Below are 16,606 nucleotides of genomic sequence, written 5' to 3'. Positions count from 1 at the left end.
CCGCAAGGCGGCTACTCCTCCAGCCCTCCCCCCAGCGCCTTGTACAAGGCCACAGACGACTTGAACTGGTCGCGCCGCACGTCGAGCAGGGTTTGCCGGGCCGCATACGACTGGCGCTGCGCATCGAGCAATTCCAGCCGGCTGTCCTGGCCCGCGCCATAGCGCAAGGCCGACAGCTTGCGCCGCTGTTCGGCGGCCGCCACCACCCGCTGCTGCGCATCGATCTGCTGCGCATACGTGGCGCTGCCCGCCAGGCCGTCGCGCACGTCGCGGAAGGCTGTCTGAATGGCTTGCTCATATTGCAACACGGCCACGTCCTTGCGCAGGCGCGACAGTTGCAGTTCCGCGCGCAGCTGGCCGCCCTGGAACAGCGGTTGCGTGACTTGCGGCGCGAACGACCAGCTGCGCGCGCTGCCACGGAACAGATCACCGAGCTCCGGGCTGGCCAGGCCCAGCGACGCCGTCAGCGACAGGCGCGGGAAGAAGGCGGCGCGGGCGGCGCCGATTTCCGCATTCGCCGCCACCAGCGCATATTCCGCTTGCAGGATGTCGGGACGGCGCGCCAGCAAGTCCGACGGCAGGCCGGGCGGCAGTTGCGTCAGCACGGGCTGGCCATCGAGCGGCCGGCCAGCCGGCAAGTCCGTTGGCAGCGGCGCGCCCAGCAGCAATTCCAGGTTGTTGCGCGCCAAGGCGCTGGCCCGCTCCCGCGCCTGCACGTCCGCTTCCGCCGTGGCCGCCTGCCCTTGCGCTTGCGCCACGTCCAGGCCACTGCCCTGCTGCGCGCCGTGCAGGCGCTGTGTCAGGACCAACGCCTGGCGCCAGTCGGCCAGGGTTTGCCGGGCCAGCGCCAGCTGTTCCTCGGCCAGCCGCTGTTCCAGATATGCATCGGCGACGGCGCCGATCAGGGCCATGTGCGCGGCGCGCTGGCCCTGCTGCGTGGCCAGGTAACGGGCAAACGCGGCATCCGACAGGGAACGCAGGCGGCCGAACAGGTCGATCTCGAACGCGCTCATGGCGATGCCCGCCGTGAACTGATTTTGTGTCACCGCATCGGCGCCGCGCTGGCGCACGCCGCCCGCATTGGCGCCGATGGCCGGATAGCGGCCCGCATCCTGGATCTGGTACTGGGCCCGCACGGCTTCCACGTTGAGGGACGCCACGCGCAAGTCGCGGTTGTTTTCCAGCGCCAGGCTGACCAGGCGCTGCAGGCGCGCATCGAGCAGCATCTGGCGCCAGCCCAGGTCGGCGGCACTGCCCGCGGCGAATGACGGCGTCGCCTCGTAACTGGCGGGAATGGGCGCCGCCGGCTTGACCAGCGGCGGCGTCAATGAACAGGCCGACAAGGCCAGCGCGGCCAGCGGCGTGATAAAAAACAAACGCATTACAACTCTCCTTCCACCGCTTTAATCGCAGTGTGATTATTGCGTTTCTTGAAATAGCTGCCCATCTTGTCGACGGCGCCCAGCACCACGACAAAGAACACGGGCACGAAAAACACGGCCAGCACGGTGGCGGTGATCATGCCGCCGAACACGCCCGTGCCGATCGCATGTTGCGTTTCGGCGCTGGCGCCCGTGGCCAGCATCAACGGCACCACGCCCAGCGCGAAGGCCAATGATGTCATCAGGATCGGGCGCAAACGCAACCTGGCCGCTTCCACCGTCGCCTCGACCAGCCCCTTGCCTTGCGCCTGCAACTGGCGTGCATATTCGACGATCAAAATGGCGTTCTTCGCCGACAGGCCGATGATCGTGATCATGCCCACCTTGAAGAAGACATCGTTCGGCATGCCGCGCAGCATCACGGCCAGTACGGCGCCCAGCAAACCCAGCGGCACCACCAGCATCACGGAGACGGGAATGCTCCAGCTTTCATACAGGGCCGCCAGCACGAGGAACACCACCAGCATCGACAGCGCCATCAGCATGGGCGCTTGCGACGCCGATTCCTTCTCTTGCAGCGACTGGCCCGTCCACGCCAGCGCGAAGCCGGGCGGCAGCTGTTTCACCAGCCGTTCCATTTCCAGCATGGCGTCGCCGCTCGATACACCGGGTGCCGCGCTGCCGGAAATGCGCGCCGCCGGATAGCCCTGGTAGCGCACCAGCTGCAGCGGCGATTCGCTCCACACGGGGCGCACCAGCTCGCCCAAGGCCACCATGCCGCCCGCGTTATTGCGGATGCGCAAGGCCAGCACATCGTTCAACTGCATGCGCGACGGCGCATCGGCCTGGATGATCACTTGCTGCATGCGGCCAGCATTCGGAAAATCGTTGACATAGGTCGAGCCCATGGCCGCCGTCAGCATGTCGGCAATGGCCGTAAATGACACGCCCAGCGCCTCGGCCTTGGTGCGGTCGATATCGAGGCGCACGCTGGCGCCGGGCGGCAAGCCGTCCGGATACACGCCCGCCACCTTGCTGCTTTGCGCGGCCAGGCCCAGCAACTGGTTCTGCGCCGCCTGCAGGGCGGCGATGCCCTGGTTGGCGCGGTCTTGCAGGCGCATGGAAAAGCCGGACGAGTTACCCAGTTCATCGATGGCGGGCGGCATCAGGCTCATGATCACGCCCTCCTTCGCCTGCGACATGGCGGCCTGCGCCAGCGCCACTTCTTCCTGCGCCGTGGCGCCGTTGCGCTGTTTCCAGTCCTTCAGCATGGTGAACGCCAGGCCCGCATTCGGCCCCGCGCCGGAAAAGCTGAAGCCGAGGATCGATTGATTTACCTCAATGCCGGGCCGCGTGGCCACGTGCTGCTCGTACAATTTGACGACATCGAGCGTGCGCTCCATGGTGGCGTCGGACGGCAGCTGGATCGAGGTAATGAAGTATCCCTGGTCTTCTTCCGGCAAAAAGGCCGAAGGCAGTTGCATGAAGGCCACGCCCAGCGCCGCGACGATGGCGCCATACAGCACCATCGAGCGCCCTGCACGCTTCAGCATCGCCACCACGCCCTTTTCATAGCGCGCCGTCATGCGTTCGAACTGGCGGTCGAACCACAGGAAGAAGCCCTTCTTGTCGTGGTCGTGCGGTCCGATCGGTTTCAACATGGTGGCGCACAGGGCCGGCGTCAGGGTCAGTGCCAAAAACGCCGAAAACAAAATCGACACGGCCATGGCCAGCGTAAACTGACGGTAGATCGCGCCAACGGAGCCACTGGCCAGCGCCATCGGGATGAACACGGCCGTCAGCACCAGGGTGATGCCGACGACGGCGCCCGTGATTTCGCGCATGGCTTTCGACGTCGCTTCCTTCGGCGACAAGCCTTCGGTGGCCATCAAGCGCTCCACCGCTTCCACCACGACGATGGCATCGTCGACGATGATGCCGATGGCCAGCACCATGCCGAACATGGTCAGCACGTTGATGGAATAGCCGGCCAGCAGCATGACCGTGAAGGTGCCCATCAGGGCAATCGGCGCGACGATGGCGGGAATCAGGGTGTAGCGTATCTTTTGCAGGAACAGATACATGACGAGGAAGACCAGCACCATCGCTTCTAACAGGGTGACGATGACCTTTTCAATCGAGATTTTCACGAATGGCGCCGTATCGAACGGCACCGAATACTTGATCCCGGCCGGCATGGTGTGCGCCAGTTCGGCCATGCGCGCGCGCACGGCGCTGGCCGTCTGCACGGCGTTGGCGCCCGGCGACAGCATGATGGCGGCGCCCGACGCGGCTTGCCCGTTTTCGCGGATGCTGAAATTGAAGCTTTGCGCGCCCAAGGACACGCGCGCCACGTCGCCGATGGTCACTTTCGAGCCGTCCGCGTTCGCGCGCAGCACGATGGCGGCAAATTCGGCCGGTGTTTGCAGCTGACCCTGCACCGTCAGCGGGATGGTGACGCGCTGGCCTTCCACGGCGGGAGAATCGCCGAGGCGGCCCGGCGCGATCTGCGCATTTTGCTGCGCGATGGCGGCCGTCAGCTCTCCCATGGCGATGTTGTACGACACCAGCTTGGCCGGATCGACCCAGATGCGCATGGCCCGCTCGGAGCCGAACAGCTGCACCTTGCCCACGCCGGGAATGCGGCGCAGTTCTTCCGTCACATTGCGCGCCAGGTAGTCACCCAGCGCCACTTCATCATGCTGGCCATTGTCGGAAATCAAACTGACGATCATCAAAAAGCCCGACGACGCCGATTCCACCGTCAAGCCATTTTGCCGCACGGCTTGCGGCAGGCGCGGCTCGATGGCTTTCAAACGGTTCTGCACATCCACCTGCGCCATTTCCGGATTGGTGCCGGGCTGGAAAGTGACGGTGATCGAGGCCGAACCCGAGGTATCGGTGGACGACTCGAAATACAGCAGGTGCTTGACGCCCGACAGTTCGCGTTCAATCAGGCCCACCACGGAATCGTTCATGGTTTGCGGCGTGGCGCCAGGATAGTTGGCGCTAATGCTGACGCTGGGCGGCGCCACGGAAGGAAAACGCGCAATCGGCAATTGCGGTATGGCGATCAGTCCGAACAGGACGATGAAGACCGCCACCACCCACGCAAAGACGGGGCGGTTAATGAAAAATTGAGGCATGTAATTAAACCACTTTCAATAAGTACGCTTTCAATGCGTACACTTTCAATGCATACGGATCAGCGCACGGCGCTGACGGGAGCTGCGGTGGCAACGGCGGCGGCGCGCTTCCAAGGCTGCGGTGCGGCGGTGGCGCCCGGCTGCAAGCGTTCCTGGCCTTCGATGACGACGGTGTCGCCGGCTTTCAAACCGCCGTTGACCACATACTGGTGCTCGACCACGTCGCCCACGGTAATTGGTTTCAGGCTGGCTTTGTGCGTGCCATCGAGCACCCAGGCCTGGGCCTGGCCGCCGCTGCTGTGCAAGACGGCTTGCTGCGGCACGAGCACGCCATTCGGCTGCACGGCGCGGGCAATGCGGGCGCGCACAAACATGCCCGGCAGCAGCTGGCGCTGCGGATTGTCGACCAGCACGCGGATGACGGCGTCGCCCGTGCCCGCATCGACGCTGATGCCGGAAAACAGAATGCGCCCCGTGACGGGGTGCGGCTGACCATCCGCGCCGAGGATGGTCACGGGCAGCTTGTCCGCGCCTTCGTTGCCTGAGGCTTGCAGCGCCGCCAGCGCGGCGGCCGGCTGGCGCACGTCGACATACACCTTGTCGATCTGCTGGATGCGCGCCATCGGCGCCGCGTCCGCCAAACCCACCAGCGCGCCTTCCGTCACCAGTTCGGAGCCGATGCGTCCGGCAATTGGCGCCTCGATGCTGGCAAAGGCCAGGTCCAGGCGGCGGCGCGCCAGGCTGGCCCGCGCCTGCGCCAAGGTGGCCACGGCTTGCTCGCGCTGGGCCACGGCATCGTCATACGCCTGGCGGCTGATGGCGTCCGCTTCCACCAGCGGTTTGAGGCGATCGGCCTGGCTGCTGGCGCGCTTCGCTGTGGCCACCGCATGCTGCAGGGCGGCGGCGGCCGAATCGACGTCCGCCTGGAACGGCGCCGGGTTGAGCTGGAACAGCTTCTGCCCCGCATGCACTTCGGCGCCCTGCTCGAACTGGCGGCGCAGCACGATGCCGCCCACCTGCGGGCGGATGTCGGCCGTGCGGAAGGCCGCCACGCGACCCGGCAATTCATCGCTGAGGACCACGGAGGCCGCTTGCAGCTTGAGCACCGTGACGGCGGCGGGCGGCGCGGCGCCTTCTTGCGTCGCGGGTTTGGAACAGGCGGCAAGGCTGAGCAGTGCCGCGGCGATCAACATGTTTTTCTTGGAGAGGTGGCTCGGATGCATGGTCTTTTCTATGGCAGATCCCAACCGGCGGTCCGGTCGACAGATAAGCGCAGCATAAAAGGCCAAGGTGGATATTTCGTCAAAGAAATGTGGAGATTCGATGGAGAGAAAGAAGAATGCTAGACTATTTAGATGAACTATCATCACAGCGCCAGCCAACCCTCTTTTCTTGCCACCACGCCGCCTACCGCCCTCGTCCTGATCGCCGAAGATGAACCGCAAATCGCCCGCATCCTCGCCGGTTACCTGGAGCGCGACGGCTATCGCACGGCCTTTGCGCACGATGGCCAGGAAGCGCTGAACCAGCACCTGGCGCTGTCGCCGGACCTGCTTCTGCTCGACGTGCAAATGCCCCGTGTGGATGGCTGGGGGGTGTTGACGGAAGTGCGGCGGCGCGGCGAAACGCCCGTCATCATGCTGACGGCGCGCGACCAAGATGCGGATAAACTGGCCGCCTTGCGCGTGGGCGCCGACGACTACATCATCAAGCCCTTCAATCCGGCCGAAGTGGTGGCGCGCGTGGCGGCCGTGCTGCGCCGCTCGCGCGTGCGCCACCACCCGATAGGCGGCCAGCGCCTGCGCTGCGGGCCCATCGAGATCGACCAGGAAACGTATGTGGCCAGCGTGTTGCGCGACGGCGTGCCCGTACCTTTGAGCCTGACGCTGACGGAGTTCCGCTTGCTGGCGCACCTGGCGCGCACGCCACGGCGCGTCTGCAGCCGATTGGAACTGCTGGAGTCGTGCATGCCCGAGAGCAATTCGATGGAACGCACGGTGGACAGCCACGTCAGCAAGCTGCGCAAGAAGCTCGAAGAAGCGGGCGTCATGAACATGCCGGCCAGCCTGCGCGGCGTGGGCTACCGGCTGGAAAGCGAGCTCTGATGCGCTTCACGGGCCTGAACCGGCAGATCGTGCTGTCGATGTCCGTGCTGATGGTCAGCAGCATCCTGCTCATCTGGATGGGCTCATGGATCTTCTTTGCCGTTGCCTTCAAGATCGACCCCGGCATGCTGTCCGAGCCGGACGACTGGTCGCCCAGCACCGTCGAGTGGCTGTGGATCTTCGCCATCACCATCTTCGGCTTGCTGCTGGCCGCGTTTTTCGCCATCAAGCTGGCCGCGCGCATATTGAAGCCGATCAATTCCGTGATGGACAGCGTGCGCCGCGTGGCGCATGGCGACCTGTCCGCGCGCGCCTTCGCTGGCGACCGCAGCCTGGGCGAGACGGCCATGCTGGTCGATGACTTCAACAGCATGGCCGAGCGCCTGCAGCGGACGGCCAAGGAAAGCGAGACATGGAATGCGGCCATCGCGCACGAACTGCGCACGCCCGTGACGATCTTGCGCGGCACCTTGCAAGGCGTCGTCGATGGCGTCTTCAAGCCCGAGGAAGTGCCGTTTTCCAGCCTGCTGTCGCAAGTCGAGGACCTGGGCCGCCTGATCGAGGACTTGCGCACCCTGAGCCTGGCCGACAGCGGCTACATGCAGCTGCGCATGGCCTGGACGGACCTGACCCTGGAAATCGAGGAAGTGGGCCGCCTGCTGGCGCCGGACATGGAAGCGGCCGGCTTTACCCTGCAATTGCACCTGTCCGACCATCCCGTCTGCTGCGATGCGGCGCGCATCCGGCAAATCGTGCTGGCCCTGCTCGACAACGCGCGCCGCTACGCGCATCCGGGCCTGCTGCGCGTGCGCACCCGCGTGCAGGCCGGCCAGTACTACCTGAGCGTCGAGGATGCGGGCCCCGGGATTGCCGACGAACTGGCGCCGCATGTGTTCGAAGCGTTCCGCCGCGGCGACAGCACCAAGGTCGACTTGAACGCGGGCAGCGGCCTGGGCCTGGCCGTGGTCGAAGCCATCGCGCGCGCGCATGGTGGCAGCGCGGTCTGCACGCGTGGCAAGGCGGGCGGCAGCCTCGGGGGAAGCTTATTTACCGTCAAGTGGCCGGTCGAGCATGGCGCGTTACCGCCCGTCGGCTGACTATGTCGGCGGCGCGCGCAGCATATCGACAAAGGCGCGCAATACAGCCGGCATCTGCCGCCGGCTCGGGTAGTACAGGAAGTAACCGGGCGGCGGCGGCAGGCAGTGCTCCAGCACGCACACCAGGCGCCCCGCCGCGATATCGGCGCGCGCATCGGCTTCGTACACATACGCCAGTCCCGCGCCATCGCGGGCCGAACGCAGCATCAGCTCATCGTCATCGAACACCAGCGGGCCGCCGACGGCGATGCTGACGGCTTCCCCCTCCAGTTCGAACTCCCACGCATACTGGCGTCCGCTGGTAAGACGCCGGCCTATGCAGGCATGCTCGAGCAGCGCGCGCGGCGTGACCGGCGCACCGTGCGCCGCCAGGTAGGCGGGCGACGCCACCACCACGAACGGTTGCGGCGCGCCCACGGGCACGGCGATCATGTCGGCCGCCACCTGTTCGCCAAGACAGATGCCCGCGTCAAAACCGTCGCGCACGATATCGATCATGCCGTCATCGGTGACCAGTTCCACCTGCACGCGCGGATAGCGCGCGACAAAACCGGCCAGCATGGGCGCCAGCAGCAGCCGGGCGGCCGGGCGCGGCACGTTCAGGCGCAGCTTGCCTGCGGGCACATCCTGCAAGGTGCTCAGGTCGAGCAAGGCATCCTCAATTTCGCGCATGGCCGGCGTCAGGCGCGCCAGCAACTGCTGCCCCGCCTCGGTCGGCGTGACGCTGCGCGTGGTGCGGTTCAACAAGCGCACGCCCAGGCGCTCTTCCAGCGCGCGCAGCGCATGGCTGAGAGCAGAAGCGGACACGCCATGAGCTTTGCCTACGGCGGCGCGGACGAGGCAGCATCGCTGCGCGTGCTGCACCGCGCCGTGGAGCTGGGCGTCACCCTGATCGATACCCCTACGCCAACGAGGAACTGGTGGGCCGCGCCTTGAAGGCGCTGCGCGGCAAGGTCAAGGTCAGCGTGGCCACCAAGTTCGGCTTCAAGATCTTGCCCCATGGCCAGGGCGTGGAACGCATGGCGGGCGTGAGGCGATGGCGGCCAACGCGAACATGGTGGCCGAACTGCAACGCTTGGCGGCGGCGCGCGGCGCCACGGCGGCACAACTGGCCCTGGCCTGGCTGCTGGCGCAAGGCGACGGCATCGTGCCGATTCCCGGCGCCCGCAGCCTGGCGCATCTCGAAGAAAATGTCGGCGCAGCGCAGATCAAGCTGAGCGACGCCGAGCTGGCCGCCATCGGCGCTGCCATCGCGCCCGCTAGCGTGCAGGGCGCGCGCTACCCGCAACATGAGCTTGTCATGCTTGGCCTGTAGACAACCGTGCTGGAGTGCGCTAACTTGAGTACGCTAACTTGGGTGAGCAATACAGGTTTTTTGCCCCTTTGCACTTGAAATGCCTGAATCCGCTATCATTTCCAATCTGAACTATTCATTTTGAAAGGGATTTACATGTCCGATTTGCTCGAAACACTGCAATGGCGCTATGCCACCAAGAAGATGGACCCGACGAAAACGGTGCCGCAAGACAAAGTCGAGCGCATCCTGGAAGCCGTGCGCCTGACGGCCAGCTCCAGCGGGCTGCACCCGTATGAAGTGTTCGTCGTGACGAATGCTGCCCTGCGCGAGCAGATCAAGCCGCATGCGTGGAACCAGTCGCAAGTGACGGACGCTTCGCATCTGCTGGTGTTTGCCGCGTGGGACAATTACACGGTCGAACGCATCAACAAGATGTTTGACCTGGTCAACACCGTGCGCGGCTTCAAAAATGAAGGCTGGGAAGCGTACCGCCAGCAAATCCTGGCCACGTATCCGCAGCGCGATGCGGAAACCAACTACCAGCACGCGGCGCGCCAGGCGTATATCGGCGTGGGCACAGCCCTGATCGCCGCGGCGCAGGAAAAAGTCGATTCGACGCCGATGGAAGGCTTTGACCCGGCCAAGGTCGATGACATCTTGAACCTGCGCGAAAAGGGCCTGCGTTCCGTCGTCATGCTGCCGCTCGGCTACCGCGCCGACGAAGGCGATTGGCTGGTGGACTTGAAAAAAGTGCGCCCTGCGCGCGAGCAATTCATCACCGAGCTGGCGTAAGCGCCTCGCCCGTGATTGAAAAGCGGATGCCCTCACCGGCATCCGCTTTTTTTTGACCGTTCAGGCCACTTGCGGGAAGCGCACCGTCACTTGCAGGCCCCGTCCCGCTTCCCCATCGTCCAGCGCGATCTCGGCGTGGTGGTGCTCGGCGATATGACGCACGATGGACAGGCCCAAGCCGCAGCCCCAGGCGTCGTTGCCGTCGGGCCGGAAGAAGCGGTCGAACAGGCGCGCATGGTAGTGCTGCGGCACGCCGGGGCCGTTGTCGGACACGCGCAGCAGGGGCCGGCCATCTTCCAGTGCCGCCTGCAAATCGACCCTGCCGCCCTGCTGCGTGTAGCGCAAGGCGTTGTCGATCAGATTATTCAGCAACACCTGCAAACCGTCGGGATCGGCCTGCACCCTGGCCTGCAACGTTTCCACCACGCCCAGGTCGATTGCGCGGCTGTCGGCCAGCGCGCTGTGATCGGCCACGGCCGCTTCCAGCAATTGGCCCAGGTCCACCGTGTGCAGCTGGCTGGCCGCCAGCGCCGTTTCATGGCGCGCCAGACTCAATAGCTGACGCACGAGGTGCGTGCTGCGGTCCAGCCGCTCATGCAGCCGCGCCAGCGCCACGCGGCGTTCTTCCTCGCTGCCGGCCCGTTCGGCCACCTGCAACTGCAATTTCAGCGCCGTCAGCGGCGAGCGCAGTTCATGCGCGGCGTCGGCAACAAAGGTGCGCTGCGCCGTCAGCGCCGCCTCGAACTGGCCCATCAAGCTGTTGAGCGCCAGCGCCACGGGCCGCAACTCGGGCGGCATGTCGTCGGCGGCCAGCGGCGTCAAGGCGTCCGGCGAACGGCCCGCCACCGATTCGGCCAGCCGGTGCAGCGGCGCCAGCGCGCGCCCTACCACGGCGACGATCAGCAGCGCCAGGATCAGCGCGAACACCAGCAGGGGTACGCCGGCGCGCCTGCTCATCTGCCAGGCCAGCTGGTCGCGCACGGCCTGCGCCTGCGCCACCTGCACGTAGCGGCCGCGCCGCGTCTCGCCGTACAGGCGCCAGTCCTCGCCGTGCAGCACGACATCGGCAAAGCCGGCCAGCGCATAGCGCGGCAGTGTCGGCTGGCCCTGCAGGACGGGCAATGGCTGCCCGTCCTCGTCCCACGCCTGCAGCACGAACGCTTCTTCCGGGTCTTGCGCGGCGGCCAGGCCCGCCTGCGGCGCAAATTCATCGGGCAAGGCCACGGCCAGCTGGCGCAGCTGCAAATCGGCCAGTTCATTGGCTTCTTCCAACAGCGAGCGGAACAGCGAAATACCGGCGCCGAGCACGCACAGCAAGGTGGCGGCCAGCAAACCGAGCAGCAACTGGCGGCGAATCGTCATCAAGATGCTACCCGCATCTTGTAGCCCACGCCGCGCACAGTCTGGATACAGTCCACGCCGAACTTCTTGCGCAGCTGGTACACATACACGTCGACGGTATTGCTTTCCACTTCGCTATCCCAGCCGTACAGCTTTTCGCTCAGCTGGCGCTTCGACACCACCTTGCCCGGATGGTCGAGCAAGGCGCGCAGCACGGAAAACTCGCGCGGCGCCAGCTTGATCTGTTTCCCGTCAAACGTGACGTCGTGGCTGGCCAGGTCCAGGATCAGCGCGCCATGCTCGATGACGGAGCGCGAACGGCTGACCCTGCGCCGCAGCAGCGCGCGGATGCGCGCCAGCAGCTCATCGAGGTCGAACGGTTTCACCAGGTAATCGTCGGCGCCGCTGTCGAGCCCCTCGACGCGGGCAGGCGTGCCGTCGCGCGCCGTGATGATCAGCACGGGCAAGTCGGCGCCCCGCGCACGCATGGCGCGCAGCACATCCATGCCCTCCTTGCCGGGCAAGCCCAGGTCCAGCAGCATCAGGTCGTAGGCGAAACCGGCCAGCGCCAGCTCCGCATCGTGGCCGTCGCGCACCCAGTCCACGGCATAGCATTCGCCGCGCAAGCCCTCGACCAGGCTTTCCCCGATCATCGGATCGTCTTCCACCAGCAACACGCGCACGCAGGCCCCTCACAGTCCAGAAAATACCGCTATCTTAACGTGGCTGGGGAAAGCCGGCTTGCGCCAGCCACGTCAGCAAGCACGTGCCCCGGCACCAGGACTGGCACTCCACGTAATCTTCATGTCGTCGGCGCCATAGCTGTGCACGTCGATCCGGATTTGATGGTCGTAGACGAACGATTCGGTGGTAGCAGGCACACAAAGCAACAGGCCCTGGCGAATGCAGGGCCTGTGCGGGGTGTTACGTGACGATTACTGCGCCAGGTAGCGTTCCGAACGGGGGCCGTACAGCAAGCCATTCGGCACGCCGGCCGACAGCATGCGCGCATTGGCCGTGCCGGCCAGCGGATGGCTGGCATCGGTGCTGGTGTTGATGATCTGCTTGACGGCCGCCGTCACCAGCATGCCGACCAGCCCGCCGCCACCGCTGTTATTGCCTTCATTGCTCGATGCGCTGGCCGCGCCCTGCCACAGCAAGGCTCCCGTCTTCAGGTCGACCAGCTTGGCATCGACCGACACCACCGTCACGCTGTCGATCACGGCATAGGTCGTGCCGTACTTGGAAATCGTCACGTACAGGCCCGCATCGGCGCCAAAGATCTCGTTGAGCTTTTTCGCATCGACGCCGTGGATATCGGCGGCATTCGTCAAGCCGTTCTGCTTGAAGGTTTCACCGACCACGGCCACCGGCAGCACGTAGTAGCCCGCTTCGGCCAGCGGATAGGTCACTTGCGCGTAGACGCTGTTGCCGGCATTGACTTCCGGCGAGTTGTTCAACGGCGGCAAGACCACGATCGAACGCGGCTTGGCCGCCTTGAAGGCCGTATAGTCATAGGCGGCCTGCTTGGTGGCGCAACCGACCATGAAGATGGCGGGACCCAGGCACAGGGCCATTTTCAACATACGCGACATCATAATTTCTCGCCTTTTTTCAATTTACCCAACAGGAAGTCCATGTACGGCGTCGATTCCGGGAAGAGTTTTTTCTCGTCTTCGAATTGCGCGGCGACCTGCTCCGGCTTGCCCGCGATCGAGTACAGCATGCCCAGGTGGGCATGGAAACCCGGCGGCGCATGGTTGCCCTTCGCAGCGATCACTTGCAGATCTTTTTCCATGGCGGCAATCTGCTGCTCCGGACTTTCGCCCTTCAGGTATTCGTACACTTGCGGCTGGTAACCTTCCCATTGATACAGGGTCTTCGATTGCGTGGCGCAACCGGTCAGTGCGGCACAGGCGAGCAGCGCCAGCAGGGCAGCGCCCTTGTTCATCATTGTTTTCATGGGATACCTTATTGTTTGCGCAGTGCGCCCGCTTCGACACCGGCCACCAGGCGTTCGACCGCTTCGCGCATGGCCAGGTCCAGGACTTTGCCGTTGAGGGTGGCGTCATAGCTGGCGGTGCCGCCAAAACCCAGCACTTCACGGTTCGACAGGCTGTATTCGCCGGCGCCGCCGGCCGAGTACACGACTTCCGAGGTGGCGATATTGACGACGTTCAAGGTGACCTTGGCATATGCCACTTGCGTCTTGCCGCGGCCCATGATGCCGAACAATTGCTTGTCGCCCACTTCCTTGCGGCCGAATTCGGTCACGTCGCCCGTGACGACGAAATCGGCGCCCTTGATATTCTGGCCCTGCTTCTTGAATTCGGCTTCTTGTTTGAGCTCGGCCATGTTGTCGCGGTCGAGCACATTGAAACGGTTGGATGTTTGCAGGTGCGCAATCAGGATCGTTTTCGACTGGCTGCCCAGGCGGTCGACGCCATCGGAAAAGATGCCGCGCATGAAGTTCGAGCGATTGTCGAATTTACCGACAGCGATCAGGGTGCGTGGACCAACGTAGGGACGGGCTGCGCTGGCAACCGTGGGAACAGCCAAGGCTTGCGAGGATTCGGAAGCGCAGCCAGCCAAAGCCGCGCCAATCAGCGCTGCAATCAACAACGCGCCGGGTTTATTCTTGTTCATAGTGCCCTTATGATGTGGATGATCAGGAGCAACCTGCAAAATTAATTTTAGGCAAGTTAATTTCCCAATTGCAATTATATGGTATTGCATGTCTCACAATTCTCTCCAAAAGTAACGATGGCAAGGATTGCATGATTGCCAGTGCTGTTGAGGCCTGGCCCTACTTGACTTCCCAGGTCAGATTCGTTAACTTGGTAGTAAAAAAGCGTGTAGTCAGCGCCGCTACCAATGTCCCTCAAAGACCTCGCCCGCCGACCTGCCCCATCCCGGCGCCAACTCCACTGCACGTTTGCACATAGACGGGTCTCCAGGCCATGCCGACACACGATCATTCCCCTGCCCATCCGCTGGCCACGGCGCTGGCGCTCTCGCTGGGCGCGGCCGTCGCCCTGGGCCTGTCGCGCTTTTCCTACGGCTTGCTGCTGCCGCCCATGCGTGACGACCTGGGCTGGTCTTACCTGCTGGCCGGGGCCATGAACACCTTCAATGCGCTCGGCTATTTTCTCGGCGCCCTGGCCACGCCGGCGCTGATGCGCCGCCTGGGCGTGTGGCGCTTGCTGATCATCGGTTCCGTGCTGGCCAGCATCTTCATGCTGATGTCAGGCCTGGTCAGCGACACGACTACCCTATTCCTGCAGCGCGTGTGCGCGGGCGTGGCCAGCGCCTTCATGTTCATCGCCGGCGGCGTGCTGGCAGCGCGGCTCGGTTCCATGCACAGCCAGCGCGCCGGCTTTTACATCGGCCTGTATTACGGCGGCACGGGCTTCGGCATCGCGCTGTCGGCCCTGCTGGTGCCGGCGGCGCTGGCCGCCGCCCAGGAGCACGGCACCGCGCATGCCTGGCAATGGCCGTGGCTGGCACTGGGCATCGCGTGTCTGGCCGCCACCGCCATCATGGCCGTGCCGGCGAAGGCGATCGGCGAAGCGCCGCGTGCGCTCGATACGCCACGGCGCTTCGCCTGGCGTGATTTCGCCCCCAGTCTGGCCGGCTACTTCATGTTTGGCGTTGGCTACATCGGCTACATGACCTTCGTCATCGCCCTGCTCAAGCAACAAGGCATGCCGCCGACCTTGATCACCATGTTCTATACCTTGCTGGGTCTGGCGGTAGTGGCGTCGTCGCGCATCTGGGCACGCATGCTGGACCGCTACAAGGGCGGCGAATCGCTGGCGATATTAAATGGCGTGCTGGGCGTGGTGACCATCCTGCCCGCGCTGACCAGCTTTGTGCCCGTCGTGTTCCTCTCCGGACTGGTCTTCGGCGCCGTGTTCCTGTCGGTAGTGGCGTCGACCACGGCCCTGGTGCGGCATAACCTGCCGCAGCAATCCTGGACGGCCGGCATCAGCGCCTACACGACGGTATTCGCGCTGGGCCAGATTGTCGGCCCTATCGTGGTCGGCTGGATCGCCGACGGCCCGGCCGGACTGGAGCGGGGATTGATCGCCTCGGCCATCGCCCTCTTCATCGGCGCGGCGTTGGCTGCGCGGCAAAAGGCGCTGGCGCCGGCCGCATAGTAGACTACAGGCATAACCCACCTTCGCAGAAAGAACACGATGAACACCGATGCACGCACACTTCCGGCAACGATGGATGCCGAAACGCTGGAATTCATCCAGGGCCTGTTTGCCCTGGTGCGCGAAGGCGATACGCAGCAACTGGGGGCCATGGTTACCCAGGGCGTGCCGGTCAACTTCCGCAACGAAAAAGGCGACAGCCTGATCATGCTGGCCAGCTACCACGGCCACCTGGAAACGTCACGCCTGCTGCTCGAAGCGGGCGCCGACGCCAACGTCCCCAACGACCAGGGCCAGACGCCGCTGGCCGGCGTGGCCTACAAGGGTTACCTGGAGATCGCCGAACTGCTGCTGCGGCATGGCGCCAGCGTGGAAGGCGCCAGTCCGGACGGCAAGACCCCCTTGATGATGGCCGCCATGTTCAACCGTCTGGCCATCCTCGACCTGCTGCTGCAACACGGCGCCCGCATCGATGCCGTGGACAGCCGCGGCATGACTGCCGTTTCGCTGGCCAAGAGCATGAATGCGCAGGAGACCCTGGCTCGCCTGACTAGCCTGGGGTAGACGGCGTGAGTGCGGTGGCCTGGGCTGCCCCGGTGCTGCGGCACCCAGGATCAGTAACAATTTTACGGATGGAACGAGCGTCCGCCATTCCCACATTGCATCAACCATGCCGATAAGAAGTCACTTATCAATTATCGCAACGAACCCTCTCTAAATACATCCTCCTTATAAGCCAGCTCCATAGAGAATTTACCGGCATCAACATTTACCGTAAATTCGCAACGTGTCCATGCAGGCTGATTATTGCTGACCATGAATTGCTGATGTTCGCCAACCAAATCAAGAAGTTTCTCCATATCTAAATCACTGATGGAGAACTGGCTTTCAGCGACTCCATTATTTGAATAAAACTCAAAGCGACCAACGTCACCTTCGGGAGAGAGGACTACAATCATTAAAATTATTTTTGCATCTTCCGGAGCAATATTATATAAACATTGTCTAATTTCCTTAGATATTTCAACATCCTTCAATTCCATTTTTATCCTTTGATATTAAATTTAAAGCAGCCAGAGAAATAATATTATTCACGCAATATTATGCCGGAAATGACCTTAATCTTGCTAGCGTATCACCGGGATGGTCATGAAACCTGGAACACCTCTGGGCTACCTCTACCTGATCCCGCTCCCGCGCTCCCGCCCGCATGATCCCGCCCGCCTACTTCGGCGAGCGGAAATATGCAATCTAACCATATCTGCCTTTGAAAACTGCACCTTGCT

The 16,606-nt window shown here is 63.9% G+C and carries 17 protein-coding genes; 7 read left to right on the top strand and 10 right to left on the bottom strand.

Annotated elements, in window-relative coordinates:
- Positions 1–11 precede the first annotated feature (11 nt).
- The 3 genes from ACP7DE_RS23510 to ACP7DE_RS23500 are packed head-to-tail and all read right to left on the bottom strand — an operon-like array spanning position 12 to position 5,751.
- Positions 12–1,382 carry an efflux transporter outer membrane subunit gene (locus tag ACP7DE_RS23510; protein ID WP_426074353.1) on the bottom strand — a complete coding sequence of 457 codons (1,371 nt, stop codon included), beginning with the start codon at positions 1,380–1,382 and terminating at the stop codon, positions 12–14.
- Complete coding sequence (locus tag ACP7DE_RS23505) at positions 1,382–4,528, bottom strand: multidrug efflux RND transporter permease subunit (RefSeq protein WP_426074352.1); 3,147 nt, start codon at positions 4,526–4,528, stop codon at positions 1,382–1,384. Before ACP7DE_RS23505 ends, ACP7DE_RS23510 begins: the two co-directional genes overlap by 1 nt.
- 59 nt (positions 4,529–4,587) lie before the next feature.
- Positions 4,588–5,751, bottom strand: a complete 1,164-nt coding sequence (locus ACP7DE_RS23500) for an efflux RND transporter periplasmic adaptor subunit (protein ID WP_426074351.1) — start codon at positions 5,749–5,751, stop codon at positions 4,588–4,590.
- A 132-nt stretch (positions 5,752–5,883) separates the two neighbouring features.
- Between ACP7DE_RS23500 and ACP7DE_RS23495 the strand changes: the two genes are divergently transcribed.
- Positions 5,884–6,633 (top strand): response regulator, encoded by a 750-nt coding sequence (locus ACP7DE_RS23495; protein WP_426074350.1) that lies wholly within the window; start codon positions 5,884–5,886, stop codon positions 6,631–6,633.
- Positions 6,633–7,730, top strand: a complete 1,098-nt coding sequence (locus ACP7DE_RS23490) for an ATP-binding protein (RefSeq protein ID WP_426074349.1) — start codon at positions 6,633–6,635, stop codon at positions 7,728–7,730. The genes ACP7DE_RS23495 and ACP7DE_RS23490 overlap by 1 nt, the downstream gene beginning before the upstream one ends.
- Here the strand turns inward: ACP7DE_RS23490 and ACP7DE_RS23485 are convergent, their stop codons facing one another.
- Complete coding sequence (locus ACP7DE_RS23485; protein WP_426074348.1) at positions 7,731–8,537, bottom strand: LysR substrate-binding domain-containing protein; 807 nt, start codon at positions 8,535–8,537, stop codon at positions 7,731–7,733.
- A gap of 3 nt (positions 8,538–8,540) precedes the next feature.
- Here ACP7DE_RS23485 and ACP7DE_RS23480 point away from each other — a divergent pair, with 3 nt between their 5' ends.
- The 3 genes from ACP7DE_RS23480 (at position 8,541) to ACP7DE_RS23470 (ending at position 9,819) form a co-directional block, all read left to right on the top strand.
- Complete coding sequence (locus ACP7DE_RS23480; protein ID WP_426074347.1) at positions 8,541–8,666, top strand: hypothetical protein; 126 nt, start codon at positions 8,541–8,543, stop codon at positions 8,664–8,666.
- Between the two features lie 100 nt (positions 8,667–8,766).
- Positions 8,767–9,045 (top strand): aldo/keto reductase, encoded by a 279-nt coding sequence (locus ACP7DE_RS23475; protein WP_426074346.1) that lies wholly within the window; start codon positions 8,767–8,769, stop codon positions 9,043–9,045.
- Between the two features lie 135 nt (positions 9,046–9,180).
- Positions 9,181–9,819: an NAD(P)H-dependent oxidoreductase gene (locus ACP7DE_RS23470; RefSeq protein ID WP_426074345.1), complete on the top strand. Its 639-nt coding sequence runs from the start codon at positions 9,181–9,183 to the stop codon at positions 9,817–9,819.
- A gap of 60 nt (positions 9,820–9,879) precedes the next feature.
- Here ACP7DE_RS23470 and ACP7DE_RS23465 read toward each other — a convergent pair whose 3' ends face one another.
- From ACP7DE_RS23465 to ACP7DE_RS23445, 5 genes are all read right to left on the bottom strand, one after another.
- On the bottom strand, positions 9,880–11,181 hold the full coding sequence (locus tag ACP7DE_RS23465; protein WP_426074344.1) for an ATP-binding protein: 1,302 nt from the start codon (positions 11,179–11,181) through the stop codon (positions 9,880–9,882).
- On the bottom strand, positions 11,181–11,843 hold the full coding sequence (locus ACP7DE_RS23460; protein WP_426074343.1) for a response regulator transcription factor: 663 nt from the start codon (positions 11,841–11,843) through the stop codon (positions 11,181–11,183). Before ACP7DE_RS23460 ends, ACP7DE_RS23465 begins: the two co-directional genes overlap by 1 nt.
- 252 nt (positions 11,844–12,095) lie before the next feature.
- Complete coding sequence (locus ACP7DE_RS23455; RefSeq protein ID WP_034788080.1) at positions 12,096–12,758, bottom strand: DUF799 domain-containing protein; 663 nt, start codon at positions 12,756–12,758, stop codon at positions 12,096–12,098.
- The gene (locus ACP7DE_RS23450) at positions 12,755–13,123 is read right to left on the bottom strand and encodes a DUF4810 domain-containing protein (protein ID WP_426074342.1); all 369 of its coding nucleotides are present in this window, start codon (positions 13,121–13,123) and stop codon (positions 12,755–12,757) included. Before ACP7DE_RS23450 ends, ACP7DE_RS23455 begins: the two co-directional genes overlap by 4 nt.
- Before the next feature lie 8 nt (positions 13,124–13,131).
- Entirely contained in the window at positions 13,132–13,806 is a 675-nt protein-coding gene (locus ACP7DE_RS23445; RefSeq protein WP_071077629.1) for a CsgG/HfaB family protein, read from the bottom strand.
- Between the two features lie 314 nt (positions 13,807–14,120).
- On the opposite strand from ACP7DE_RS23445, the gene ACP7DE_RS23440 reads away from it, so the two are divergent.
- Both ACP7DE_RS23440 and ACP7DE_RS23435 read left to right on the top strand, forming a co-directional pair.
- The gene (locus ACP7DE_RS23440; protein WP_426074341.1) at positions 14,121–15,320 is read left to right on the top strand and encodes a YbfB/YjiJ family MFS transporter; all 1,200 of its coding nucleotides are present in this window, start codon (positions 14,121–14,123) and stop codon (positions 15,318–15,320) included.
- A 39-nt stretch (positions 15,321–15,359) separates the two neighbouring features.
- Positions 15,360–15,884 (top strand): ankyrin repeat domain-containing protein, encoded by a 525-nt coding sequence (locus ACP7DE_RS23435; protein WP_426074340.1) that lies wholly within the window; start codon positions 15,360–15,362, stop codon positions 15,882–15,884.
- A gap of 131 nt (positions 15,885–16,015) precedes the next feature.
- Here ACP7DE_RS23435 and ACP7DE_RS23430 read toward each other — a convergent pair whose 3' ends face one another.
- Positions 16,016–16,363 (bottom strand): hypothetical protein, encoded by a 348-nt coding sequence (locus tag ACP7DE_RS23430; RefSeq protein ID WP_426074339.1) that lies wholly within the window; start codon positions 16,361–16,363, stop codon positions 16,016–16,018.
- Between the last annotated feature and the right edge of the window lie 243 nt (positions 16,364–16,606).

Origin of the sequence: Janthinobacterium sp. DSP2-3-3 (assembly GCF_049897325.1) — a bacterium.
GTDB lineage: Bacteria > Pseudomonadota > Gammaproteobacteria > Burkholderiales > Burkholderiaceae_D > Janthinobacterium.
Note: the sequence above shows the minus strand (reverse complement) of the source record. Positions and strands in the feature narration are given on the sequence as shown.

Coding starts and splice junctions, on each gene's coding strand:
- ACP7DE_RS23435 (WP_426074340.1), top strand. CDS start 15,360: ATGAACACCGATGCACGCACACTTCCGGCAACGATGGATGCCGAAACG.
- ACP7DE_RS23480 (WP_426074347.1), top strand. CDS start 8,541: ATGAGCTTTGCCTACGGCGGCGCGGACGAGGCAGCATCGCTGCGCGTG.
- ACP7DE_RS23500 (WP_426074351.1), bottom strand. CDS start 5,751: ATGCATCCGAGCCACCTCTCCAAGAAAAACATGTTGATCGCCGCGGCA.
- ACP7DE_RS23455 (WP_034788080.1), bottom strand. CDS start 12,758: ATGATGTCGCGTATGTTGAAAATGGCCCTGTGCCTGGGTCCCGCCATC.
- ACP7DE_RS23510 (WP_426074353.1), bottom strand. CDS start 1,382: ATGCGTTTGTTTTTTATCACGCCGCTGGCCGCGCTGGCCTTGTCGGCC.
- ACP7DE_RS23470 (WP_426074345.1), top strand. CDS start 9,181: ATGTCCGATTTGCTCGAAACACTGCAATGGCGCTATGCCACCAAGAAG.
- ACP7DE_RS23440 (WP_426074341.1), top strand. CDS start 14,121: ATGCCGACACACGATCATTCCCCTGCCCATCCGCTGGCCACGGCGCTG.
- ACP7DE_RS23505 (WP_426074352.1), bottom strand. CDS start 4,528: ATGCCTCAATTTTTCATTAACCGCCCCGTCTTTGCGTGGGTGGTGGCG.
- ACP7DE_RS23450 (WP_426074342.1), bottom strand. CDS start 13,123: ATGAAAACAATGATGAACAAGGGCGCTGCCCTGCTGGCGCTGCTCGCC.
- ACP7DE_RS23495 (WP_426074350.1), top strand. CDS start 5,884: ATGAACTATCATCACAGCGCCAGCCAACCCTCTTTTCTTGCCACCACG.
- ACP7DE_RS23490 (WP_426074349.1), top strand. CDS start 6,633: ATGCGCTTCACGGGCCTGAACCGGCAGATCGTGCTGTCGATGTCCGTG.
- ACP7DE_RS23430 (WP_426074339.1), bottom strand. CDS start 16,363: ATGGAATTGAAGGATGTTGAAATATCTAAGGAAATTAGACAATGTTTA.
- ACP7DE_RS23445 (WP_071077629.1), bottom strand. CDS start 13,806: ATGAACAAGAATAAACCCGGCGCGTTGTTGATTGCAGCGCTGATTGGC.
- ACP7DE_RS23475 (WP_426074346.1), top strand. CDS start 8,767: ATGGCGGCCAACGCGAACATGGTGGCCGAACTGCAACGCTTGGCGGCG.
- ACP7DE_RS23465 (WP_426074344.1), bottom strand. CDS start 11,181: ATGACGATTCGCCGCCAGTTGCTGCTCGGTTTGCTGGCCGCCACCTTG.